This window comes from Bradyrhizobium canariense (assembly GCF_019402665.1).
Taxonomy (GTDB): Bacteria; Pseudomonadota; Alphaproteobacteria; order Rhizobiales; family Xanthobacteraceae; genus Bradyrhizobium; species Bradyrhizobium canariense.
On sequence record NZ_VSST01000013.1, the window covers coordinates 42,180 to 65,000 of the forward strand.

A 22,821-nucleotide genomic window follows, 5' to 3' on the forward strand; every position below is an offset into this window, starting at 1 on the left:
AAACGTGATGCGGGGCGTGCGCCGCCTCGATCACCGGTCCACGCCTGATTACTTGTCCACGAAGGTCACGGTCTCGGCCACGCTCGCACGCGACGTGCGGTAGCTGTTGACCTTATGGGCGTTGTCGGCATAGCCGAACGAAATGCCGCAAACGATGCGGCGATCATCAGGCAGATTGAAATGGCGGCGGATCAGGCCGGAGTGGCGCGCGAGCGCCGCCTGCGGAATCGTACCGAGCCCGAGCGCCTGCGCGGCCAGCATGAAGTTCGAGACATAGGCGCCGCAATCGATCGCACCGTAGATGCCGAGCGGCTCGTCGGTGTGGATGATGGCCACATGCGGCGCACCGAAGAAATTGTAGTTCTCTAGCGCCTGCTTCGCGTACGCCGTCTTGTCTCCGCGCACGATGCCGAGCGTGTTGTAGAGCTGAAAACCGCTCTCGCGGCGGCGTTCGAGGTACGCGCCGAGATATTCGCGTGGCGGCGGGAAATCATAGTCGTCCCCGAGACCGCCCGAAGCCTCCTTATAAATCAGATTGCGGAAACGCTCCTTGGCCTCGCCGCTGGCGATGACGATCTGCCAGGGCTGGCTGTTGCACCAGGACGCCGTGCGCTGCGCGGTGGTCAGCAAATGTTCGATCGTCGCGCGATCGACCTCCTTGGCCAGGAAGGCACGGACCGAGTAGCGCTCGTTGAGCAGCTCTTCGAGCACGCCGATGCGGTCGTCTTGCTTTACTTGTGCGTCCATGGATCAACTCGCGCCTTCTCTACGTAAGGTGGGCAAAGGCGCATAGCGCCGTGCCCACCGACAGACTTACCTCGGCGCATCTGCATATGGTGGGCACGCTTCGCTTTGCCCACCCTACAAGATACAGCGAGAGGCTAGATCACCGTCCCTTGGTCGGAATCTTGTTATACGGCACGTCCTTGTCGACGCGGATGTCGCCCGGCAATCCCAGCACGCGCTCGGCGATGATGTTGCGCAAGATCTCGTCTGTGCCGCCCGCGATACGCATCGAGGGCGAGGACAGCAGCATCTGCTGAAACTGGCCCTGCACGGTTTCCTCGTCGCTGCCTGTAAGAACGCCGGCCGCGCCCTGGAGGTCCATGGCATAGGTCGCGATGTCCTGCAGCATCATGCCGGACACGAGCTTGCCGATCGAATTCTCCGGCCCCGGCCGTTCACCCTTGGACAGCGCCGAGATCGCTCGGTAGCTGGTGTATTTCAACCCGCTCGACTTCACGGCCCAGCTCGCAAGTTTTGAGCGCACGGCGGGATCGTCGATGGCGAGGCCATCCTCCATCATCAGATTGGAGCAGAACTCGAACATCTCGGGCACGCCGGTCGCAAGCCGCGAGCCGATCGACATCCGCTCGTTCATCAACGTGGTCAGCGACACGCTCCAGCCCTCGCCGACGGCGCCGAGGCGCTGGCTGTCGGGAATGACGACGTCGGTGAAATAGACCTCGTTGAACTCCTGCATGCCGTTGGCCTGCTTGATCGGCCGCACCTCGACGCCAGGGCTCTTCATGTCCAGGAAGAACATGGTGAGACCCTTGTGCTTGGGCACATTGGGATCGGTGCGCGCGATCAAAAGTCCGTAGTCGGAATAGTGCGCGCCGGAGGTCCAGATCTTCTGGCCGTTGACGACCCAATTGTCGCCCTTCTTCTCCGCGCGCGTGCGCAAGCCCGCGACGTCGGAGCCCGCCGACGGCTCGGAGAACAGCTGGCACCAGATCTCCTCGCCTGCGGCCAGCTTCGGCAAATGGCGCCGCTTGGCGTCCTCGCTGCCAAAAGCCATCACGGTTGGGCCGCACATGCCCTCGCCGATCTGGAACGGCTGCGTCAGCTTGCCATAGACGCCTTCCTCCTGCTGCCAGATCACCCGCTCGATCGGCGTTGCACCCCGGCCGCCATATTCCTTGGGCCAATGTAGGCAGGCCCAATTGCCTTCGGCCTTCTTCTTCTGCCAGGCCTTGCCGACATCGACGATGTCGTGGTTGGCGAGCCGGATACGGCCGAGCGAGGATTTTGACAGCTCGGCCAAAAACTCCTTCGGCGCGTTGGCCTCGACCCATTTGCGCGCGGTCTCGCGGAATGCGGCTTCCTGCGGGGTGTCGTCGAAATTCATGGCGGACCTCTTCGTTCTTGCTCTGTCTTAGTCCCTCATGGTGAGGAGGCGCGCAGCGCCGTCTCAAACCACGAGGCCCCAGTCGGGCCTGCATCCTTCGAGACGCCGCGTTCCGCGGCTCCTCAGGATGAGGATCATCAACCTCTTCCCTTCGTCGGGATCTTGTTGAACGGCACGTCCTTGTCCACCCGGATGTCGCCGGGCAGGCCCAACACCCGCTCGGCGATGATGTTGCGCATGATCTCGTCGGTGCCGCCTTCGACACGCGTGCCCGGCGCGCGCAGCAGCATCGCCTGGAAACGGCCGGCGAGTTCGGAATCTTCAGGACCGCTGATCACACCGGCGGCGCCTTGCAGATCCAGCGCATAGGTCGCGACATCCTGGATCATCGAGCCCGCGACCAGCTTGCCGATGGAATTTTCCGGCCCCGGGCGCTCGCCCTTAGACAGCGCGGAGATCGCGCGCATGCTGGTGTAGCGCAACCCGCTCGCCTTCACCGCCCAGCTCGCCAGCTTCGCGCGCACCGCGCGGTCCTCGATTGCCGGGCCATCGTCCAGCATCAGGCTGGAGCAATATTCGAACAGCTCGGGGAAGCCTGTCGAGACGGCCGCGCCGATCGCGCTGCGCTCGTTCATCAGCGTGGTCAGCGAGACGTTCCAGCCGTCACCGACCTCGCCGAGGCGCTGATGATCGGGAATGCGAACATTGGTGAAATAGACCTCGTTGAAGTCGGAAGCGCCGCTGGCCTGCTTGATCGGCCGCACCTCGACGCCGGGGCTCTTCATGTCCAGGAAGAACATGGTCAGGCCCTTGTGCTTGGGCACGGTCGGATCGGTGCGGGTGAGCAAAATGCCGTAATCGGAATAGTGCGCGCCCGACGTCCAGATCTTCTGGCCGTTGATGACCCACTCGTCGCCGTCTTTCTCCGCGCGCGTGCGCAGGCCCGCAACGTCGGAGCCGCCCGCGGGCTCGGAGAACAGCTGGCACCAGACCTTTTCGCCGGAGGCGAGCGGCGGCAGATAGGCGCGCTTGTGCTCCTCGCGCGCGAACGCCATCATGGTCGGCCCGCACATGCCGTGGCCGATGATGAACATGCGGGATAGCTGGCCGAACGGCCCCTCTTCCTGCTGCCAGATCACACGCTCGATCGGCGACGAGCCGCGGCCGCCATACTCCTTCGGCCAGTGCAGGCAGGCCCAGCCGGCATCGGCCTTCTTCTTTTGCCAGGCCTTTGCCACTTCCAGAATGTTGGCGTTCTTCAATTGCGTGCGGCCGAGCGAAGACTTGCGAAGCTCCTCCTCGTACTGCTTCGGTGCATTGGCCGCGATCCAGGCGCGAGCAGTGGCGCGAAATTCAGCTTCCTGCGGGGTATCGTCGAAGTTCATGGTTCTATTCTCTCTGTCATTCCGGGGCGCGCGAAGCGCGAACCCGGAATCTCGACGTTATTCACTCATCTCTGGATTCTCGGATGTGCAATTGCACATCATAGTTCGCCGCTCTGCGGCGCCCCTGAATGACGATAACGTCACGCCGCGTTCTTCTTGCGCATACGGTCGATCAACTGGTCTTCCCAATAGGACAGGCTGCCGAGCCCGAGCGCCATGGCGTTGGCACGGCGGTAGTACATGTGGCAGTCGAACTCCCAGGTGAAACCCATGCCGCCGTGAACCTGGATGTTGTTCTTGGCGCAGTGCTGGAACGCCTGCGTCGCGCTGATGCGCGCGGCTGCAGCCGCTTCCGGCAATTCGGATGCATTGGTCGAGAGCGCCCAAGCGCCGTAATAGCTGTTGGAACGTGCCAGCGTCGCCGACACGTACATGTCTGCCAGCATGTGCTTGACGGCCTGGAACGAGCCGATCTGTCGGCCGAAGGCGATGCGGTCGAGCGCGTAGTCGCGGCCCATCTCCAGCGCGCGGTCGGAGCCGCCCACCTGCTCGAACGCGCAGAGCACCGCGGCGCGATCGAGCACTTGAGTCAAGATGCTCCAGCCTTCGCCGGCCGCGCCTAGCGGCTCTGCCTTGCAATCCCTGAAAGTGATCTCGGCCTGTCCGCGGGTCGGATCGAGGTTGGTCAGGCTTTTCACCTCGACGCCGCCGTCCTTGAGATCGACGATGAATAAGGAGATGTCGCCGTCGCGCCCGCTCGATCCCGTGCGTGCCGCGACCACCGCGAAGTCGGCGATCGCGCCATCGGGGACCGGCTTCTTGACACCGTTGAGCACGCCGTTCGCAGCCGTCAGCTTGACGTTCTTCGGCGACGGATTGCCCTTGCCCTCGAACAGCGCCAGCGTTCCGATCGCCTCGCCCGAGGCAATTGCCGGCAACCATTTCTTCTTCTGCGCGTCGCTGCCGGCGATCAGCAGCGCTTCGGCTGCGAGATAGACGGTGGAGGAAAACGGCACCGGTGCGTTCGCCCGGCCCATCTCTTCAGCGATCACGCAAAGTTCGAGATGACCGGCGCCCGCGCCGCCAAAATCCTCGGGAATGGCGACACCGAGAAAACCCATCTCGGCGAGGCTCTTCCACAGCTCCTTGTCGTATGGCGCCTTGCCGTCGAGAACCATGCGCACAGCTTTGGGTGGGCACTTCTCGGTGAGGAATTTGCGCGCCTGATCGCGGAGCTGCTTTTGGTCGTCGGAGAAATCGAAGTTCATGGCGCGTATCCGTGTTGATGATGTCGATTACTTGAGAATGATGACGTCCCGGTCGAGCTTGTCGGCATAAAGCCGCTCCACCAGGGCGGCACGGCGCTCCAGGCCGGCGCGCTGGTTGATGTAGCCCTTGTCGGTGAGCTCGTTGCCGTCGATCGAGGGCGGTTCCGCCATCAGCATGGCGCGCGCGATGATACGGCTGCTGGCGCCTTCGCACTCCTTGTTGTGAGCCTCCAGCCCGCGCCTGAAGCAGGCGATCACCTCGGGATGCTTCACTGCGTCTCCGAAGCTGAGATCGGGATTGCCGACGAGCTGGCGGCAGGCATGCAGATTCGGCCAGGCCAGCAGGCCGATGAAGGCGCGATCCTGCCCCGCGACCAGCGCATCATGCACGACCGGCGTCGCGGCGGCGATCGCATCGGTGCGCAGCGAGCCGACATGGACGAAGGTGCCGGTGGTCAGCTTGAAATCCTCGACCACGCGCCCGGCAAAGATGATTCCCTTCACCGGATCGGAATCGTCGACGAAGATGCCGGCGTCACCGATGCAATAAAAACCTTCCTCGTCGAACATTTTCTTCGTCAGGTCAGGCTGGCCGAAATATCCCGGCGTGACGTTGACGCCGCGCAGACGCAGCTCGTATTTCGAGCCGCAAGGCACCATCTTCAACTCGACGCCGGGGAACGGCAGGCCGATCAGGCCGACGCGCTCGGTGTCCCAATAGGTGCCGGTCGAGGTCGGCGCGGTCTCGGTCGAGCCCCAGCCGGTGTAGAACACGATGCGCTCGCCAGTGGTCTTCACGGCCAAAGCCTGCATGCGGTCGTAGAGATCATCCGGCAGTCGTGCGCCGCCATAGGCCATGATCGAGAGGTTCTTGAAGAAGGACCGGCACAGCGCCTCGTCCTTCTCCATGGCCGCGGCGAGCGCGGCATAGCCGGCGGGCACGTTGGCGTAATAGGTCGGCGAGATCTCGCGCAGATTGCGCAGCGTCTCATCGAACTGGCCCGGCATCGGCCGGCCGTCGTCGATATAGAGTGTGCCGCCGTCGACCAGGATCGGGTGGAACGCCGCATTGCCGCCCATCGTGTGGTTCCAGGGCATCCAGTCCAGCATGGTCGAGATCGGACCGCCGGGATCGCGCGGCCGCACCTGCATCATCATCGCCGCATTGGCGCACATCATCGCTTGCGTGTTGATGACGGCCTTGGGCATGCCGGTCGAGCCTGACGTGAACAGCAGTTTGCCGACGGTCTCAGGCGTGATCTTTGCAATCGACGTTTCGACATCGGCAGTCACGGCCGTCGCCGCGAGCGCGGCAAAGCTGACGCTCTCGATGTCCTCGCAGGGTCGCAAGACGTGAACGACGGTGACGCCGGTGAGATCGAGCGCTTTCAGCGCCTTCTCGAAGGTCGGGCCGTCCTGCACCATCACCACGCCGGGCTTGATCAGGTCGAACAAATATTTCAGCTTGACGTGATCATGGCTCATTAAGGAGTAGGCCGGCGAGACCGGCGCGGCGGGGACGCGAGCCTGCATCGCGGCCTGCGTCATCAGCGCGTGCTCGATCGAATTGCCGGAGAGGATCGTGACCGGGCGGCCGTCGAGCGCGAGATTGAGCAGGCCTTGCGTCAGCGCATCCACGGTGCGCTTGGCCTCCCCATAGGACACCTTACGCCATTCGCGGTTCGGGCCGCCGCGCTGGGCAAGCCAGATCCGCTCGGGCGCTTCCTTCGCCCATTTTGCCAGCGAAGCCGGGATATGCTTCTCGTAGGTCTGCAGCGGGATGCGCGACTTCAGCACCACCGTGCCGTCGTCGCGGCGCTCGACATCGATGTCGCGCGCAAGCCACTTGACCTTGCGAAAGGCGGGCTTCGTCATCACCGCCGCCGCGCTTCCACTCATTGTGCGTCTCCCGGAATTTCTCGTCCTTTACGGATCTTCATTGTCAGCGCCTGATATAGACAGGCTTTCGCTTCTCAAGGAAGGCCCTGATGCCTTCCGAAAACTCCTCGGAGCGGCTGCACAGGACCTGGTTGCGATCCTCCATCGCGATCACGGCTTCCAGCGATCCGGCATCGACGCTCATGTTGAGACATTCCTTGGACAGGCGTAAGCCCACGGGCGAGGCCGTGATCATCGCGTCGACATAGGGTTCGGCGGCATCATCGAGCTTGTCCTCCTCGACGACCTCGGAGACCAGCCCGACCGCGAGCGCCCGTTCGGCGCCGATGAAGCGCCCTGTGAGAATCAGCTCCGAGGCCACGGAGACACCGACCAGGCGCGGTAGGAAATAGCTGGTGCCGATGTCGCAGCCGCCAAGGCCGAGCTTGATGAAAGCGCAGTTCATCCGCGCCGATCTCGTCGCGATGCGAATGTCGGAGGCGAGCGCCAGCGCAAAGCCGCCGCCGGCCGCCGCGCCCTGTACCAGCGCGAGGATCGGCTGCGGACAGCGCCGCATCAGCATCACGATGTCGGCGATGCGCCGCTGCGAGTCCAGCGACTCCGTGACACCGGGCGGCTCCTGCTGGCCGGCACGACGCGCCATCGCCGCCTTGAGATCGAGCCCTGCGCAAAAATTCTTGCCGGCGCCCTTCAGCACCACGACGCGCGTGTCGCGGTTGCGCTGAAGGCCCTGGAAGTAGACATTGAGCGCGTCGATCAGCGCAGGATCGAGCGCGTTGAGGTGTTCGGGACGATTGAGCGTCACGGTGTCGACGCCGTCGTTGTGCTCGATCAGCAGCGGTTGGGACATGAGGCGCCTCGTGCTTGCCGCCATTCGCGGTGCCGATTGCTGCGCCCTCTCCCCTTGTGGGAGAGGGCATGTACGCTGTGAGCTCGGAATTCGCCTGGGTGAGGGGTCTGTCTCCGTGGATAGAGACCCCTCATCCGGCGCGCTACGCGCGCCACCTTCTCCCACAAGGGGAGAAGGAAAAAGAGCCCTAACGCGGCGCCATGCGGATCGCGCCGTCGAGGCGAATTGTCTCGCCATTGAGCATCGGGTTCTCGACGATGTGCACGGCGAGCGAGCCGTATTCATTGGCGTCGCCGAGTCGCGCGGGATGCGGCACCTGGGCACCGAGGCTCTTGCGGGCCTCTTCGTTCAAGCCCATCAGCAGCGGCGTCAGGAACAGGCCGGGCGCGATGGTGTTGACGCGGATCTTCTGGCTCGCTAGATCGCGCGCCGCCGGCAGGGTAAGGCCAACGACACCGCCCTTCGACGCCGCATAAGCGATCTGGCCGATCTGGCCTTCGTAAGCCGCGACCGACGCCGTGTTGACGATGACGCCGCGCTCTTCACCGACCGGCTCGATCGTGACGAGGCGCTCGGCGAACAGACGCAGGCAGTTGAAGGTGCCGATCAAATTGACGTTGATGATGCGCGCGAATTTTTCCAGCGGGTAGACGCCGTCGCGGCCGACGATGCGCTGCGATCCGCCGATGCCGGCGCAGTTCATCAGCACGCGCGCGACGCCGTGCGCAGCTTCCGCCTTGGCGATCGCCGCCTTGATCTGCTCCTCGCTGGTGACATCGGCGTGGAGCGCGATGCCCTTCACTTCGGCGGCGACCTTCTCAGCGTTTTCCTTACTCTGGTCGATCACGCCGATCTTGGCGCCCTTGGCGGCCATGGCGCGGGCGGTCGCGGCACCAAGGCCCGACCCGCCGCCGGTGATAAGAACGGCTACGTCTTTCAACTGCATCGCAAATACCTTTCCTCTACCTTTTCCTTGGGCGTTTCTTCTCTAGACTTCTGCGTTCTGGCCAGATCATCCGGCCGCGGCAGCTTCCTCGCCTTGCGTGAGGATGCCGCCGCAGATCAGCGTTTCCATGTGCTTGATATATTGCCGGCAGACGTCGTCGGTGACCGGGCCGACGCCGGTCGCGCGTGACATCGCGTGCCGGCCGAAGAACAAATGATCGCAGGCGCCGATCAGGCTGGTGTAGAACAACACCGGATCGGTGGCGCGGAATTCGCCCTGACTGACGCCTTCGGCTAGCAGGCGGCGATGGAAATCCAGCAGCGGCGCGACGAAGAATTTCGAGACTTCGTCCGCGGAGCCCGCGACGCTCTCGTGCAGCAGATAGTGAATCAACCGGTTCATGTAGGGAAACCGGTGATAGGCGCGGATGATGCCGCCGATGTGCAGCTTCAGCTTCGCGGTCGGCGTGATCGGCTGCGCCAGCAGATATTCGAGATTGGACAGTTCCGTCCCCGCGTCGCGCTCGAGCAGCGCCAACAGTAGGCCGTCCTTGTTGCCGAAGTGATATTTGACCAGCGCCGCGTTGGCGCCGGACTTCTGGGCGATGTCGCTCAGCGAAATCTCGATCGAGGAGCGTTCGATCATCAGCTCGCTCGCGGCCACGAGCAATTTCTCTGCCGTGGAATTCTTTCCGCTGGGGAGCCTGTTCGGTACGCTGGTAGTCACGGAGATCCCCGATTTAGCGCGAGAGCCGCCGCAGATAAGCCCAAGCAGCGCCTCTCCACAAGAGTTAATTGATCGATTGACTAAACGACCAGTCGCCCCTTAAATCCGCCCCGACAACCAACCATTCAGAATAATCCAGGGAGAAACCGACATGGCCGAGGCTTACATCGTCGCCGCTGCGCGTACCGCCGGTGGGCGCAAGGGGGGCCGCCTCGCCGGATGGCATCCGGCCGATCTCGCCGCGAAGGTGCTGGACGAGCTGGTCGACCGCACCAAGGTCGATCCTGCGCTGGTCGAGGACGTGATCATGGGCTGCGTCATGCAGGTCGGCGAGCAGTCCAACAACGTCGCGCGCAACGCGATTATGGCCTCGAAGCTGCCGGAGAGCGTGCCGGGCACCTCGATCGACCGCCAGTGCGGCTCCTCGCAGCAGGCGCTGCACTTCGCAGCCCAGGCCGTGATGTCCGGCGCGATGGACGTGGTGATCGCCGCCGGCGTGGAATCGATGACGCGCGTACCGATGGGCCTGTCGTCGCAGCTTCCCGCCAAGAACGGCTTTGGCAATTACAAGAGCCCGGGCATCGAGCAGCGTTATCCGAACATCGTGTTCAGCCAGTTCACCGGCGCCGAGATGATGGCCGAGAAGTACGGCCTCTCCAAGGATGAGCTCGACGAGTACTCCTACAACAGCCATCAGCGCGCGATCGCGGCAACCCAGGCCGGCCACTTCAAGAAGGAGATCGTGCCGCTCGAGATCACCCGCGCCGACGGCTCCAAGGACACCCACCACATCGACGAAGGCATCCGCTTCGACGCCACGCTCGACGGCATCAAGGGCGTCAAGCTGATCGCCGAGAACGGCAAGCTTTCCGCGGCCAGCGCCAGCCAGATCTGCGACGGCGCTTCCGGCGTGATGGTGGTGAACGAGCGTGGCCTGAAGCAGCTTGGCCTGAAGCCGCTGGCGCGCGTCCACCACATGACCATGATGGGCGGCGATCCCGTGATCATGCTCGATGCTCCGCTGCACGCCACCAAGCGCGCGCTGGAAAAGGCCGGCATGACGATCGACGATATCGACCTGTTCGAAGTCAACGAGGCCTTTGCTTCGGTACCGACGGGGTGGTTGAAGACCACCGGCGCCGATCCGGAACGTCTCAACGTCAATGGCGGCGCCATCGCGCTCGGCCATCCGCTCGGCTGCTCCGGCACCAAGCTGATGACGACGCTGGTGCATGCCCTGCATCAGCGCGGCAAGCGCTACGGCCTGCAGACCATGTGCGAAGGTGGCGGCATGGCGAACGTGACGATCGTGGAGCGGCTGTAAGCCGTTACTCGCCAATAGTGTCGTCCCGTATGCCTTAGGACCGCGCTTATGACTCACCCCTCCATCTACGCCCGCGCCACACCCGACAAGATCGCCTATCAGATGGCCGGGACCGGCAAGGCGATCACCTATCGCGAGCTCGACGAGCTTTCGAACCAGGGGGCGCACCTGTTCCGCTCGCTCGGGCTGAAGGCCGGCGACCACATCGCGCTGCTGATGGAGAACCGCCTCGCCTTCATGGAGATCTGCTGGGCGGCGCAACGCAGCGGGCTCTATTACACCGCGATCAGCCGCTATTTGAAGCAGGACGAGATCGACTACATCATCGCCGATTGCGGCGCCAAGGTCGTGATCACGACGCCGAAATGCGCCGACCAAATCAAGGCCCTGATCAAGGGTGCGCCCGGCGAGCCGGTCTTCTACATGATGGACGAGCCACTGTCAGGCTTCCGCTCCTACGACAAGGAAGCGGCCGCCCAGCCAACAACGCCGATCGCCGACGAGGTCGCCGGCTATGACATGCTATATTCGTCGGGCACCACGGGCCGACCCAAGGGCATCAAGAAGGCGTTCGAGGGCAAGCCGATCGACGAGCCGAACGCGTTTCTGCGTGTGCTCTGCGCCAGCATGTGCGGCATGAACGCCGAGACTATTTATCTCTCACCGGCTCCGCTTTATCACGCCGCTCCCTTGCGCTTCAACATGATGGCGATCCTGCTCGGCGGCACTTCCATCATCATGGAGCACTTTGACGCCGAAGATTTCCTGAAGCTGGTCGAAAAGTACAAGGTGACCCACGCGCAGCTCGTGCCGACCATGTTCGTGCGCATGCTGAAGCTGCCGGACGAGGTCCGCAACCGCTACGACGTCTCGACACTGAAGGGCGCGATCCACGCCGCCGCCCCCTGCCCGGTCGAGGTCAAGGCCAAGATGATCGAATGGTGGGGGCCGATCCTGATCGAGTATTACGCGGGCTCCGAAGGCAACGGCGTCACCGTCTGCAACTCGAAAGAATGGCTGGAGCACCGCGGCAGCGTCGGCCGCGCCGTGGTCGGCAAGATCAAGATTCTCGACGAGAACGACAAGGAGCAGCCAACGGGCGAGATCGGCACGGTCTATTTCGCCGATGCGCCGGTTTTCACCTATCACAACGATCCCGAGAAGACGAAGAAGGCCTACAACGCAAAAGGCTGGTCGACGCTCGGCGACGTCGGTTATCTCGATAAAGACGGCTTTCTCTTTCTCACCGACCGCAAGTCCTACATGATCATCTCGGGCGGCGTGAACATCTACCCGCAGGAGACCGAGGACGTACTCATCACCCACCCTGAGGTCGCCGACGTCGCCGTGTTCGGTGTGCCGAACGAGGAGATGGGCGAAGAGGTCAAGGCAGTGGTGCAGCCGCACGATCCCAAGCGCGCCGGCAGCGAGCTCGAGGCCGATTTGATCGCCTACTGCAAGAGCCGCCTCTCGACGATCAAATGCCCGCGCTCGATCGATTTCGAAGCCGAGCTGCCGCGGACGCCGACCGGCAAGCTGGTGAAGCGGCATTTGCGCGACAAATATTGGCCGAAGGCGGCGGCGAAGATTTAGCCCGCGGCGGCATCGCCTCAATCGAACAAGCTCGGCGTGTGGTTCACCAGCGCGCCTTCGATCTCGAGCATCTTCAGCTTCGTCACCACGCCGCCATTCGCGGAGAAGCCGCCGGGCTTGTTGCCGGCCGCCAGCACGCGATGGCAGGGCACGACGATCGGGCACGGGTTGCGGCCGAGCGCCTGGCCGACGTCACGCGACAGCTCGACGCCGCCGAGCTGCCTGGCGATGTCGCCATAGGTGACGGTCTTGCCTGGCGGAATGGTGCGGGCGATGGCGTAGACGCCGCGGTTGAAGTCGGGCACGCCGTCGAGATCGAGCGGAATGTCGGTGAGGTCATCCGGCTCGCCCGCGAGCAGTTTTGTGATGCGGTCGATCGCCTGCTGCACTTCGGCAGTCGGCTCGGCTTCGCTGGCGTCAGCATGCCGCTGGCTGATGCGGGTGCGGATCTTCTGCTCACCACCCATCGGCAATTGCGTGCCGTTGATGCCGCGCGGACCCCAGGCAATGGCGCAAAGGCCGATCTTGCTATCGAACAGGGCAAAATGCTGGTCGGTCATGGCTTGGTCCCTGGCTTGCGTTCCCTTGCATGCCCCCAATGTGAACTGAGCTCAAATCTAAGCTTGGAAATAGTTGCGATCCACCCGGTTTCCGGGAATCTTGCACAGGAGTTCCGCCTCCCCTTTCGCGAGCCCGCAAATGCAAAGTCTCCACGTCAACGGATACGACATGCCCTATCTCGACGTGGGCGAAGACCGGGGCCGACCACCGCTGGTTTGCGTGCATGGTTCGCTCAACGACTTCCGTGTCTGGGGCTGCGTGCTCGGGCCGCTATCCCAGCGGCACCGGCTGATCTGCGTCAGCCTGCGGCATTTCTTCCCGGCGCGATGGGATGGCGTCGGCGACACCTATTCGATCGCCCAGCATGTCGACGACGTCATCGCCTTCATTGAGGAACTCGACCTTGGCCCGATCGATTTGATGGGCCATTCCCGCGGCGGGCACATCTGCTTCCGCGTGGCGCAGCGGCGGCCGGAGCTGCTCCGGCGGTTGGTGCTGGCCGAGCCCGGCGGGGAGCTCGATGCGAGCCTCGACCCCGATTATGCCGGCGACCCCTCGCCACTGCTGGCGCGGTTCACGGCCTCGGCCGAGAAGATCGCGGCCGGCGACATCGACGGCGGCCTTGCCGTCTTCGTCGACACGCTGGAAGGGCCCGGCACCTGGCCGCGGCTGCCGGCGCTGGTGAAGCAGAATCTGCGCGACAACGCCTTCACGCTGATCGGCCAGGTCCGCGACAACCGCCCGCCGTTCTCGAAGGCGGACGCGGAGTCCATCGGGATGCCGACGCTATTCATCCTGGGCGCGCGGACCAAGGGCCTGCTGCCGAAAGTGCTGCATGCGCTGGCGGCGCATGTGCCGTATTCCAGGACAGCGGTCATCCCGAACGCGACGCACCCGATGTTCGAGCAGGCGCCGCAGAAATACTCCGAAGTGGTGCTGGATTTTCTGGCGGGCTGATCATGCAGACATTTCGCGTCAATGGTTACGACATGGCCTATCTCGAAGTCGGCGAGGGCCATCCGCTGGTCTGCGTGCACGGCACGCTCGGCGATTTCCGCACCTGGTATCCAGTGCTCGGCCCGCTGTCGAAATCGCATCGCGTGATCTCGGTCAGCCTGCGGCATTTCTTTCCCGAGCATTGGGACGCCGTCGGCGACGATTACAAGATGGCCCAGCACGTCGCTGACGTGATCGCTTTCATCGAGCAGGTCAAACCCGCGCCGGTCGATTTGATGGGCCATTCGCGCGGCGGCCACATCGCGTTTCGCGTGGCGCAGTCGCGGCCCGATCTGTTGCGCAAGCTGGTGCTGGCAGAGCCCGGCGGCGATCTCGATGCAAGCCTGCCGGTGCCCGCCGGCACGCCCACACATCCGCCGCTGGCCGCGCGCACAGCGCGCTCGGTCGAGATGATCCGTGCCGGCGACATCGAAGGTGCGCTGCAGAACTTCTATGAAGGCATCGAAGGCGACGGCTCGTGGCGGCGCGTGCCGGCGGCGGCCAAGCAGCAATTGCGCGACAACGCGATCACCTTGCTCGGCCAGATCAACGAGCAGCGCAGGCCCTACACGCTCGCGGATGCGCAAGCGATCACGACCCCGACGCTCCTGATCGGCGGCGGCGCGACGACGGGGAGCCTGTCGGTGATGTGGCGCGTGCTGGCCGAGCACATCGCTGGGGCGAAGACGGCCGTGATCCCCAATGCCGGGCACTGGATGTTCGAGCAGGCGCCGCTGGAGTTCGGCGCGGCGATGAAAGCGTTCCTGGCGGAGTAGGTGCCTCACCCCTCTTTTTCTTTTTCCTCGAAAACAACCCCATGCACAGTAGCCGACCCTAGCAATATCAAGGGCTTGGCGAAGCGCAAAAAACGAGGTCGGACGCCCACTTGGCCGCGCTTGACGCCCTCGCCCTCGCGCCGTACGTTTGAATACGGAATTCCGTATTCCCTGTTGCCGTTCTGGGAGCTGCCGGCGTGATCCCCCTCGACCCGCTTCCGAACTTGATCGACCAGGTCTATGCGCGGATCCTGGAGGCGATCTCCGACCGCACGCTGCAGCCCGGCCAGCGCATCCGGCAGAACGAGCTCGCCGACAGGCTCGGCGTGTCGCGCCAGCCGGTGTCGCATGCGCTACACCTGCTGCACCGGCAGGGGCTCGTCGCGGAAAGCGGCCGGCGCGGTTTTGAAGTCACCCAGCTCGATCCCGCACGCATCCGCCAGCTCTACGAGGTGCGCGGAGCCATCGATGCCCTGGCGGCGCGGCTTGCCGGCGAGCGCGCCGCAAGCGATGCGGCGGGACGCGCGCGGCTGGAGGCGGCGCTCGCCGCCGGACGCGGGATCGACGGCAAGACCGCGCTCGCCGAGCTGATTGCGCTCGACGTCGCGTTTCATCGCGCGATCTATCGGCTCGCCGGCAATCCCGTGATCGAGGAGACGATCACGCCGCAATGGCCGCATATGCGCCGCTCGATGGCGACGGTGCTGTCCGAACTCGACTATCGCGGCAGCGCCTGGGCCGAGCATGCCGACATTGCCGGACACATTCTCGCGGGCGACGCGAAGGCGGCCGAGCGTGCGGCGCTTGCGCACGCGCAGACGGCGGGACGAATGACCGAAGAGAGATTGAGGGCGACGGAAGAGGCGGCGTAACCGCACACGCTGTCGTTCCGGGGCGATGCGCAGCATCGAGCCCGGAATCCATCGGACGGCCTATGCTGCGGAGATTCCGGGTTCGCGACTTCGTCGCGCTCCGGAATGACAAGAAACAAACCAAAGGAGGACGCGCCATGAAACTGTCCCAGGAGCAATTGGAGTTCTTCCACCGCGAGGGCTGGCTGTTCCTGCCGGAATTGTTCAGCCCGGAGGAGGTCGATCTCCTCGCGCGCGAGGCGGTTGCCATCTATGACGCGAACCGGCCGGAAGTCTGGCGCGAGAAGAGCGGCGCGCCGCGCACCGCCTTTGCCGCGCATCTCTACAACGAGGCGTTCGGCATTCTGGGTGCGCATCCGCGCATGATCGACCCGGTCGAGCAATTGTTCGGCGAGCAGGTCTACATGCACCAGTTCAAGATCAACGCAAAATCCGCCTTCACCGGCGACGTCTGGCAATGGCACCAGGATTACGGCACCTGGAAGCGCGACGACGGCATGCCGGAGCCGCGCGCGATGAACATCGCGATCTTCCTCGACGAGGTGATGCCGATCAACGGCCCGCTGATGCTGGTGCCGCAGAGCCAGAACGCCGGCGACCTCAAGGCCTCGCACGACCTCGCGACGACTTCGTATCCGCTGTGGACGCTGGACGAGGAGACCGTGACGCGGCTGGTCAAGCAGGGCGGCATCGTGGCGCCGACGGGAAAGCCCGGCGGCATGCTGATGTTCCACGGCAATCTCGTGCATGGCTCGGCCGGCAACATCACGCCCTACCCGCGCAAGATCGTGTACCTGACGCTGAACGCGGTTTCGAACTACATCCGCACACCGACGCGGCCGGAGTACATCGCGCATCGCGACTTCGCACCGATTAAGACGGTGGACGACGACGCGCTGGTGCGGCTCGCCCGTGCGCCGCGACAGGCGGCGGAGTAAGCGTCATTCCGGGGCGGCGCGTAGCGTCGAGCCCGGAATCCATCAGGCCGCAGAAGTCGCGGATGGATGGATTCCGGGCTCGCGCTTCGCGCGCCCCGGAATGACGAGCTTCAATCGTTGCGCTTAGGACAAGCCCCATGAACCTCTTCCGCCTCCTCCAGGCTCGCGCTTCCGCCGGCAAGCCCGTCCGTGTGGCGCTGATCGGCGCCGGCAAATTCGGCTCGATGTTTCTGGCGCAGGTGCCGCACACGCCGGGGCTCGTGGTTCCCATCATTGTCGACATCGACCGGGATCGTGCGCGCGAGGCCTGCCGCACGGTCGGGTGGGACGAGGCCCGCATCGCCGCCACCGTCTTCACCGATGACGGCGCGCGCGCGATTGCGGGCGGCGCGATGGACGCGGTGGTGGAGGCGACCGGCAATCCGGCCGCCGGCATCAAGCATGCGCGTGCCGCGATCGCGGCGGGCAAGCATATCGTGATGGTCAATGTCGAGGCCGACGTGCTGGCGGGCCCGCTGCTCGCCGAGGAAGCCCGCAAAGCCGGCGTGGTCTATTCGCTCGCCTATGGCGACCAGCCGGCGCTGACCGCGGAGATGGTGGATTGGGCCCGCGCCACCGGTTTTCACGTGGTAGCCGCCGGCAAAGGGACAAAATATCTGCCGGCCTATCACGACGTGACGCCTGACAGCGTCTGGCAGCATTACGGGTTGACCGCGGGCGAGGCGCAATCGGCCGGGATGAATCCGCAGATGTTCAACTCCTTCCTCGACGGCACCAAATCGGCGATCGAGATGGCCGCGATTGCGAACGCCTGCGGACTGGACGTGCCTGCGGAGGGTCTGCTGTTCCCACCCTGCGGTGTCGACGACCTCCCGCATATCATGCGGCCGCGCAGCAAGGGCGGCGTGCTGGAGCGATCGGGCGTCGTGGAGGTGGTCTCCTCGCTCGAGCGCGACGGAAGGCCGGTGTTTCGCGATCTGCGCTGGGGCGTTTACGTCGTGCTGGAGGCGCCGAACGACTACGCCGCCGACTGCTTCAGGCAATACGGCCTCAAGACCGATGGCAGCGGACGGTACGCGGCGATGTACAAGCCCTATCATCTGATCGGCCTCGAGCTGAACATCTCGGTGCTGTCGGCGGCACTGCGGGGCGAGCCGACCGGGCGGCCCCACGGCTTCCGCGGCGATGTCGCCGCCGTGGCAAAGCGCAATCTGCGCGCCGGCGAGATGCTGGACGGCGAAGGCGGCTACACGGTGTGGGGCAAGCTCGTGCCGGCAGCCGCGAGCATCAAGGCCGGCGCGCTGCCGATCGGGCTGGCGCATCGCGTGAGGCTGAAGCACGACGTCGCCCATGGCGAGATCGTGCGCTGGAGTGACGTCGAATTTGACGCGGGCAACGAGACGATCAGGACGCGGCGGGCGATGGAGGCGGCGTTTGCAAGCGCAGAGCAGGCCGCGCACTCATAGATCGAGATTCATTGATGCGGCCTACTCCGCTGTCCGACGCTTTGCGGACTCAAGCTGAAGATCGACTCAGGGAAGCTATGGGAAGAAGCGACATCCTGAGTTACGAATCGCTTTGCCGGCACACCGAGCTGTACAGCACTTCGACGGGACGGAAACGCACCAATTCCACGCGATCGAGAAAGCCGGTGGTTGGTTCCCAGCTTGATAGGAGAGCCATGAGAGCCGGCCCCGGGTCGGGCAAAGCTGCCGATAACGTCACGTGCGGCACCCAAGCTCCCGGTCGATAATGCGCATCAACTTTAAGATCGGGAAGTGCGGTTTGTATGGCCTGATGCCGCGCAAGCAAATCGCGCGTCACGATCGGCACGGCCCATAGAACGGTGCCGTTACCCGGGAAAGCCCCCAATCCGCTCAAGCTCATCGGGAGGGCCTCCCAATTTCGAGAGGTATCTTCTAGCGCGGTGTGTAGCCTCTTGAGGGGGGTCTCGTCCGGGTAGATCGCCAGGGTAATATGCGGCGCGTACCCAAGTTGGTAGCGATCGGCATCGATTCCGCTGGTCGCAAGCTTGCGCCACATTGCCTCGATAGGAACAGCGCTGATGGGGTCTAAGCAGAGTGTAATGGCGAACGGCATGGGCGCAATACTAACAGCGCCTAGGCGCGCACAGCAACTCGCTCAGTGCTCGCCCAATTCTGTATCCATCTGGCCGCTGCTTTCCCGACACGTCCCCAAGCACATCGGAGGGCCAATGACACCTACGGCCGCACTTCGAAGTAAGTCTTGCCGCCTCGTTCGAATCCTGCTCGCTCGTAGAAGCGCAGGGTCGTCTCACGCTTGGACCCCGTCGCCAAGTGGACCTTATAGCAGTCGGCCTGCGATGCAATCTCAAGCGCATAGGTGAGAACCCGTCGCCCGAGCCCTGATTTGCGATGGTCGGCGTGGGTGACTACATTCTCAATGACGCCATATGATCGGCCGCTCCGAGACAGATTGGGCACAATTGCGAGCGTACACGACGATAGAAGCTTTTCACCTGCTTGCACCACGATCACAGTCATAAACCCCGATGAAAGCAGATTGGACCAGACGCGCTCAGCCGTAGCTGGCTCCAGTTGAGCTTCGTGCGGATGGAGGTGCCCGTAAAGGTTCAGAACTTCCGAGAGATCGTGTTCTGTTGCACGACGGATAATGGCTTCTTTCATGTGCTAGTCCCTTGGATCAATACGAATGGGGCTTCATGCGGCAAAGAATACCAGATGGGGTGCCAAGGGCGAACGCTGAGGCGCAGACGCGCGGGACGCCGAGTTCTGCCGCCGACTGTCGCAAAACGACGATTGCGCGTAGCATCGAATGTCGCTCTACTCCGTGACATCGCAAGACTGTTCCCACTTGGACCTCGGCGTGACAGAGCTAATTATCTTTGATTCGGACGGCGTTTTGGTCGATAGCGAGACCATTGCGGTGACCGTCTTGGCCAAAGCAGCATCGGAGGAAGGAGCCGCGATTAGTGTGGAGGAGGCTATCCGGTCTTTCCGAGGGCTAAAGATGACGGATTGCGTACGAGCAATTGAGCGCCGGTTGGGTCGAGACGTTCGTGAAACCTTCATTGACGACGTCAGACGAGCAACCGCATTTGCGTTTGATGCCGAACTGAAGCCGATCGACGGAATCCATGCGGCATTAGCTGAAATTACCGATCCCATTTGTGTAGCGTCAAACGGGCCGATGGCGAAGCTCACGCACACACTGGGACTGGCGAAACTGCTGGGCCGCTTCGAGGGGCGCATATTTAGCGCTTACGAGGTGGGTTCGTGGAAGCCAGATCCAGGCCTGTTCCTGCACGCGGCGCAAACGATGGGCGTTCACCCTTCACGCTGCATCGTCGTTGAGGACTCGGTGTCCGGAGTTCAGGCAGCAAAGGCCGCAGGGATGCGGGTCTTAGGTTTTACCGGCGGCGATCCGGAAACTGGACTGCAACTGGGAGCAATCTGCGGAAACCTTTTCCATCGAATGAGTGACCTTCCGGCTTTGCTGCAAGATCGTGTTGGATGATCGCTAAATGGGCTACCTCCGGTATGGGTCAAAACCGGCCTCGAACCATGCCGCGATGGGTCAGCTAAGGGCCACCAGTATTTCTCTAATCGACAGCAGATCCGTCTTCGTTAGCCTGTAAGTCCGCGCGCTAACCTCCGCTATTGAGGAGGTGAAGGGCCTGTGTATGAAGACCGGCAGTTGCCGAAGCTAAGACCGGGCCACCCTCCTCAGCTCGCCCGCCATCGATCCGCGTCACCACTCCCCCGCCTTTTCGATGATCGGGATCAACGCGACGATATCGTGGGGCTGCAGCGAAGGTTCGACGGCGAGGTCGATACGGCCAGCAGCGAGCATTGCCGTAGCATAGCATTCGCCCCCGTAGCGGGTCATCCGGACCGAAGCGGAAAGGCGATCAAAGCCCTGCTTGAGCTCACCATGATAGTGCTCAGGCGAAGTCGTATGCAGGATAGCCCGCGACAGGGTGCCGACGTCTCGCGTGGACAGTCGTTGGCGCTTGCCTGCACGTTCGCACCAGGCCCCATCGGAAGTGGCCCAGAAACGCTCACTCGTGAAGGGCTGGCTCATCATTCCCAGTTCGGCTCGGCCATCGACGGTGAGACCGATCAGCGTGCCCCAGACAGGAAGGCCGCAGATGAAGGGACGAGTCCCATCCACCGGGTCCAAGACCCAGCGGTAAGAGCCACTTCCGGTTAGACCGAATTCTTCGCCCAGAATGGCATGGTCGGGATATTCGGTTTCGATCACTGCTCGAATCGCAATCTCGGCTTCCCGGTCAGCCTCGGTCACCGGGTCAAAGTAAGCCTCCCCAGTTTTGGAATCGGCGGCAAGGTCGGTTCGGAAGCGCGGCAAGGTTTCGCGATCGGCGATATCTGCCAATCGATGAAGGAAATCGGCGCCCGGCAGTTTCGGCATCAAATATCTCCATTGCACGCTCAGCGCCATCGTATCCGGATGGCGTCGAACTACACCCTATAAACACGTATAAAACAGGACGGTGGTGATCTTGAAGGTCGGCGCCGGGACCCGCTAGACCAGGGTGAGACCAAACGAAAATGGCACCGTTAAGATGGGCTGCGATGTCTCAAACGGGTCAAAAGCCGCTATTGCACTTTGGGCGGATACGCCCGCTATGCGGCCAACAGCAGCCACGCTAAATCTCTTCGACCCGGAGCGGCACAACTGTCTCCGCTGCATGATTTCTCCCGGGCCAATTCCCCCAAACGACTTTAGCGTCGAAATTCCTACCGTGGCAGCGAACGTTTATCACATCGCCCACGATGGGCGCGGGCCCCTGAAAATAGTTCTCATCGCGACCAAACTCCTTCTCGGTCACAAGGTCTCCCGATTTCAGGAGAATTCGTTTGACCCAGTACGGCACGCCGCAATCCTTTTCTCAGCCACCAGCGTCCATAAATTCCCTCATATGAAGCACGCAGCGTGCCTGTCTGCACCGGTCAAACGGCGACTTCTAAATTTCCGGCGCAGTTGATCGACGCAAACAGAAGAACGGCCGGATCGCGAACGACAAAACAATCCACCAAAAGCCAGACTTGAAGCCGTTCGAACCGGCTCGGCCGGGGGACCGCTCCGGGTCACAATCTGACCTGCGCAACCGTCCCGGAATATCGGCTTTGGTTGTGCGTCAGGGAAGCAGTCGCTCTTGCTTCGCCTGCCTGAACCACTTCCGGAACATGTCCTCGGTATCCATCATCTCGGTGAAGCCGGCGCGGTTGATCTTCACGGTCGAGACGATCGAGGGCGGACCGGATTCAGTGTGGCCGTAGCGCAGGCTGTAATCGGCGTATTGGAATGAGAGGCCGACGAATTCCACTAGCGCTGGCGATGCAAGGTCGTGCTTGCGCCGCAGCGCATCCCAGGGGGCGACCCAGGATGGAGACTCCCTGGTGAGCGACAGCGGGACCGGCTTGCCCGGCTTCATCTCCAGCGCATCGGCGACCGCAGGCCAGATGTTCTCCCAGGTAAAGACGTCGCCATTGGTCACGTTGAAGGCTTCGTTGCGCGCGGCCTCGGCCTCGCCCGACCAGGCGATGGCGCGGGCGAGGAGGTCGACATCGACAGCCTGCGCCACCCGCGCGGCGCCGCCGGGGTAATCCAGCGGCCTGCCCTGCTCGCGCAGCATCGCGGCATAGACGCCGAGCGGCGGGATCAGGTCCATGGCGCCGCCCATGGCGAGGCCGACGATCAGCACCGGCCGCAGGATGCTCCAATGCCAAGCCTTGCCGGCTTGCAGTTCGCGCAAGAAGTTTTCCTGCGCCCAGTAGAAATTGGGCTGCTCGTACATTTCGGAACGGCCTTCGCGAGCCGGCACGGTCAGGGGGCGAACGTGGACGCCATAGGCCTTGGTGCCCTGCAACAGGGCGACATGCTTGAGGCCGGGTGAGACCGGCTCGAGCGCACCCATCAGATTGCGCAGCATCAAATCGTTGGTCTTGATCTGCTGCGGGTCGCGCCAGCCGTCGACGAGCTGCGGCGCCTCGTAGAGCGCAGCGTAGATCAGATGCGTCGCGCCGCTCAGTTCCGAGGCGGCGCGGCCGCAATCCGCTGCGCTGGTCAGGTCGATCGGGACATGACGGGCGCCGTAGCGGTCGCGCGGCCTCCGCCGGGACAGGGCAATGACATCGCACCCGCTCGAGATGCCGAAGTGTCGCAACGCGGCATTGCCGACGAGACCGCTCGCTCCGGCGACCACGATCGTCTTGCCCGTCATGCGCGAGCCTCCCTGGTTTTTGCGCGATGGAATAGCAGATCGCGTGCCAGCCCGACTTGCGTCAGGCTGGCGTTCGCACCTGCGAGGCGCCCATGAGGCTTGAGACATCAGACTTGATTCCGGCGAAGCGCCCGGTCATCCTCGCTCGCGGAACCGCAACGATCGGAATTCCATCTACGAGTGCCCGCAAGGGCCGTTCGGAAACGCCACAACGTCTCAACAGAAAACGTCGAGCGTCGACGAAGACAAGACGACACCAAGATCGTTCCCTGGTCGAAGCATCGACTTAGCGGAGGGAAGCGCATG

General features: G+C 63.3%; 21 protein-coding genes and 1 pseudogene (1 of these 22 cut by a window edge). 9 read left to right on the forward strand and 13 right to left on the reverse strand.

Annotated elements, in window-relative coordinates; translation table 11 throughout:
* Nucleotides 1-48 precede the first annotated feature (48 nt).
* The 8 genes from FXB41_RS05685 to FXB41_RS05720 form a co-directional block, all read right to left on the reverse strand.
* Nucleotides 49-747 carry a nitroreductase gene (locus FXB41_RS05685; RefSeq protein WP_219680390.1) on the reverse strand — a complete coding sequence of 233 codons (699 nt, stop codon included), beginning with the start codon at nt 745-747 and terminating at the stop codon, nt 49-51.
* Between the two features lie 139 nt (nt 748-886).
* Complete coding sequence (locus tag FXB41_RS05690) at nt 887-2,131, reverse strand: acyl-CoA dehydrogenase (RefSeq protein ID WP_219680393.1); 1,245 nt, start codon at nt 2,129-2,131, stop codon at nt 887-889.
* A 137-nt stretch (nt 2,132-2,268) separates the two neighbouring features.
* Entirely contained in the window at nt 2,269-3,516 is a 1,248-nt protein-coding gene (locus FXB41_RS05695; protein WP_219680396.1) for an acyl-CoA dehydrogenase, read from the reverse strand.
* A gap of 140 nt (nt 3,517-3,656) precedes the next feature.
* Nucleotides 3,657-4,784 (reverse strand): acyl-CoA dehydrogenase family protein, encoded by a 1,128-nt coding sequence (locus tag FXB41_RS05700; protein WP_007597244.1) that lies wholly within the window; start codon nt 4,782-4,784, stop codon nt 3,657-3,659.
* A gap of 27 nt (nt 4,785-4,811) precedes the next feature.
* On the reverse strand, nt 4,812-6,683 hold the full coding sequence (locus tag FXB41_RS05705) for an AMP-binding protein (RefSeq protein WP_219680399.1): 1,872 nt from the start codon (nt 6,681-6,683) through the stop codon (nt 4,812-4,814).
* A gap of 43 nt (nt 6,684-6,726) precedes the next feature.
* Nucleotides 6,727-7,533, reverse strand: a complete 807-nt coding sequence (locus FXB41_RS05710) for an enoyl-CoA hydratase/isomerase family protein (protein WP_219680401.1) — start codon at nt 7,531-7,533, stop codon at nt 6,727-6,729.
* 187 nt (nt 7,534-7,720) lie between these two features.
* Nucleotides 7,721-8,479, reverse strand: a complete 759-nt coding sequence (locus FXB41_RS05715; RefSeq protein WP_007615252.1) for an SDR family NAD(P)-dependent oxidoreductase — start codon at nt 8,477-8,479, stop codon at nt 7,721-7,723.
* Nucleotides 8,480-8,545: 66 nt separating this feature from the next.
* Nucleotides 8,546-9,148 carry a TetR family transcriptional regulator gene (locus FXB41_RS05720; protein ID WP_246648641.1) on the reverse strand — a complete coding sequence of 201 codons (603 nt, stop codon included), beginning with the start codon at nt 9,146-9,148 and terminating at the stop codon, nt 8,546-8,548.
* A 208-nt stretch (nt 9,149-9,356) separates the two neighbouring features.
* Here FXB41_RS05720 and FXB41_RS05725 point away from each other — a divergent pair, with 208 nt between their 5' ends.
* On the forward strand, nt 9,357-10,529 hold the full coding sequence (locus FXB41_RS05725; protein ID WP_219680406.1) for an acetyl-CoA C-acetyltransferase: 1,173 nt from the start codon (nt 9,357-9,359) through the stop codon (nt 10,527-10,529).
* A 48-nt stretch (nt 10,530-10,577) separates the two neighbouring features.
* Nucleotides 10,578-12,122 carry an acyl-CoA synthetase gene (locus FXB41_RS05730; RefSeq protein WP_219680409.1) on the forward strand — a complete coding sequence of 515 codons (1,545 nt, stop codon included), beginning with the start codon at nt 10,578-10,580 and terminating at the stop codon, nt 12,120-12,122.
* Nucleotides 12,123-12,139: 17 nt separating this feature from the next.
* On the opposite strand, the gene FXB41_RS05735 is transcribed toward FXB41_RS05730, so the two are convergent.
* Nucleotides 12,140-12,682: a methylated-DNA--[protein]-cysteine S-methyltransferase gene (locus FXB41_RS05735; protein WP_219680412.1), complete on the reverse strand. Its 543-nt coding sequence runs from the start codon at nt 12,680-12,682 to the stop codon at nt 12,140-12,142.
* A 139-nt stretch (nt 12,683-12,821) separates the two neighbouring features.
* Here FXB41_RS05735 and FXB41_RS05740 point away from each other — a divergent pair, with 139 nt between their 5' ends.
* The 5 genes from FXB41_RS05740 to FXB41_RS05760 all read left to right on the forward strand — a co-directional run bounded on the left by FXB41_RS05740 (nt 12,822) and on the right by FXB41_RS05760 (nt 17,731).
* Nucleotides 12,822-13,640, forward strand: coding sequence for an alpha/beta fold hydrolase (locus FXB41_RS05740; protein WP_219680416.1), 819 nt, complete (start codon nt 12,822-12,824; stop codon nt 13,638-13,640).
* 2 nt (nt 13,641-13,642) lie between these two features.
* Entirely contained in the window at nt 13,643-14,455 is an 813-nt protein-coding gene (locus FXB41_RS05745; RefSeq protein WP_219680418.1) for an alpha/beta fold hydrolase, read from the forward strand.
* Between the two features lie 197 nt (nt 14,456-14,652).
* Nucleotides 14,653-15,327, forward strand: a complete 675-nt coding sequence (locus FXB41_RS05750) for a GntR family transcriptional regulator (RefSeq protein WP_007597265.1) — start codon at nt 14,653-14,655, stop codon at nt 15,325-15,327.
* A gap of 137 nt (nt 15,328-15,464) precedes the next feature.
* A complete protein-coding gene (locus tag FXB41_RS05755) occupies nt 15,465-16,265 on the forward strand; it encodes a phytanoyl-CoA dioxygenase family protein (protein ID WP_027514113.1) in 801 nt (266 codons plus the stop codon).
* Nucleotides 16,266-16,402: 137 nt separating this feature from the next.
* Nucleotides 16,403-17,731 (forward strand): NAD(P)H-dependent oxidoreductase, encoded by a 1,329-nt coding sequence (locus FXB41_RS05760; protein WP_219680424.1) that lies wholly within the window; start codon nt 16,403-16,405, stop codon nt 17,729-17,731.
* 100 nt (nt 17,732-17,831) lie between these two features.
* On the opposite strand, the gene FXB41_RS05765 is transcribed toward FXB41_RS05760, so the two are convergent.
* Nucleotides 17,832-18,365 (reverse strand): 2'-5' RNA ligase family protein, encoded by a 534-nt coding sequence (locus FXB41_RS05765; RefSeq protein ID WP_007597268.1) that lies wholly within the window; start codon nt 18,363-18,365, stop codon nt 17,832-17,834.
* 122 nt (nt 18,366-18,487) lie between these two features.
* Entirely contained in the window at nt 18,488-18,934 is a 447-nt protein-coding gene (locus FXB41_RS05770) for a GNAT family N-acetyltransferase (protein ID WP_219680427.1), read from the reverse strand.
* A 199-nt stretch (nt 18,935-19,133) separates the two neighbouring features.
* Between FXB41_RS05770 and FXB41_RS05775 the strand changes: the two genes are divergently transcribed.
* Entirely contained in the window at nt 19,134-19,784 is a 651-nt protein-coding gene (locus FXB41_RS05775; protein WP_245285948.1) for an HAD family hydrolase, read from the forward strand.
* A gap of 130 nt (nt 19,785-19,914) precedes the next feature.
* Here the strand turns inward: FXB41_RS05775 and hisN are convergent.
* Together hisN and FXB41_RS05785 are read right to left on the reverse strand one after the other, a co-directional pair.
* Nucleotides 19,915-20,699 (reverse strand): annotated as a pseudogene (hisN, locus tag FXB41_RS05780) (histidinol-phosphatase).
* A gap of 730 nt (nt 20,700-21,429) precedes the next feature.
* Nucleotides 21,430-22,515, reverse strand: coding sequence for an NAD-dependent epimerase/dehydratase family protein (locus FXB41_RS05785; RefSeq protein ID WP_007597273.1), 1,086 nt, complete (start codon nt 22,513-22,515; stop codon nt 21,430-21,432).
* 303 nt (nt 22,516-22,818) lie between these two features.
* On the opposite strand from FXB41_RS05785, the gene FXB41_RS05790 reads away from it, so the two are divergent.
* On the forward strand, nt 22,819-22,821 hold the beginning of the coding sequence (locus FXB41_RS05790) for a TRAP transporter substrate-binding protein (RefSeq protein WP_219680430.1). The gene runs 1,086 nt beyond the window's last position; 3 of the gene's 1,089 nt are visible here — the first part of the coding sequence; the start codon lies at nt 22,819-22,821; its stop codon lies off the right edge, out of view.

Coding starts and splice junctions, on each gene's coding strand:
- FXB41_RS05685 (WP_219680390.1), bottom strand. CDS start 747: ATGGACGCACAAGTAAAGCAAGACGACCGCATCGGCGTGCTCGAAGAG.
- FXB41_RS05690 (WP_219680393.1), bottom strand. CDS start 2,131: ATGAATTTCGACGACACCCCGCAGGAAGCCGCATTCCGCGAGACCGCG.
- FXB41_RS05695 (WP_219680396.1), bottom strand. CDS start 3,516: ATGAACTTCGACGATACCCCGCAGGAAGCTGAATTTCGCGCCACTGCT.
- FXB41_RS05700 (WP_007597244.1), bottom strand. CDS start 4,784: ATGAACTTCGATTTCTCCGACGACCAAAAGCAGCTCCGCGATCAGGCG.
- FXB41_RS05705 (WP_219680399.1), bottom strand. CDS start 6,683: ATGAGTGGAAGCGCGGCGGCGGTGATGACGAAGCCCGCCTTTCGCAAG.
- FXB41_RS05710 (WP_219680401.1), bottom strand. CDS start 7,533: ATGTCCCAACCGCTGCTGATCGAGCACAACGACGGCGTCGACACCGTG.
- FXB41_RS05715 (WP_007615252.1), bottom strand. CDS start 8,479: ATGCAGTTGAAAGACGTAGCCGTTCTTATCACCGGCGGCGGGTCGGGC.
- FXB41_RS05725 (WP_219680406.1), top strand. CDS start 9,357: ATGGCCGAGGCTTACATCGTCGCCGCTGCGCGTACCGCCGGTGGGCGC.
- FXB41_RS05730 (WP_219680409.1), top strand. CDS start 10,578: ATGACTCACCCCTCCATCTACGCCCGCGCCACACCCGACAAGATCGCC.
- FXB41_RS05735 (WP_219680412.1), bottom strand. CDS start 12,682: ATGACCGACCAGCATTTTGCCCTGTTCGATAGCAAGATCGGCCTTTGC.
- FXB41_RS05740 (WP_219680416.1), top strand. CDS start 12,822: ATGCAAAGTCTCCACGTCAACGGATACGACATGCCCTATCTCGACGTG.
- FXB41_RS05745 (WP_219680418.1), top strand. CDS start 13,643: ATGCAGACATTTCGCGTCAATGGTTACGACATGGCCTATCTCGAAGTC.
- FXB41_RS05755 (WP_027514113.1), top strand. CDS start 15,465: ATGAAACTGTCCCAGGAGCAATTGGAGTTCTTCCACCGCGAGGGCTGG.
- FXB41_RS05760 (WP_219680424.1), top strand. CDS start 16,403: ATGAACCTCTTCCGCCTCCTCCAGGCTCGCGCTTCCGCCGGCAAGCCC.
- FXB41_RS05765 (WP_007597268.1), bottom strand. CDS start 18,365: ATGCCGTTCGCCATTACACTCTGCTTAGACCCCATCAGCGCTGTTCCT.
- FXB41_RS05770 (WP_219680427.1), bottom strand. CDS start 18,934: ATGAAAGAAGCCATTATCCGTCGTGCAACAGAACACGATCTCTCGGAA.
- FXB41_RS05785 (WP_007597273.1), bottom strand. CDS start 22,515: ATGACGGGCAAGACGATCGTGGTCGCCGGAGCGAGCGGTCTCGTCGGC.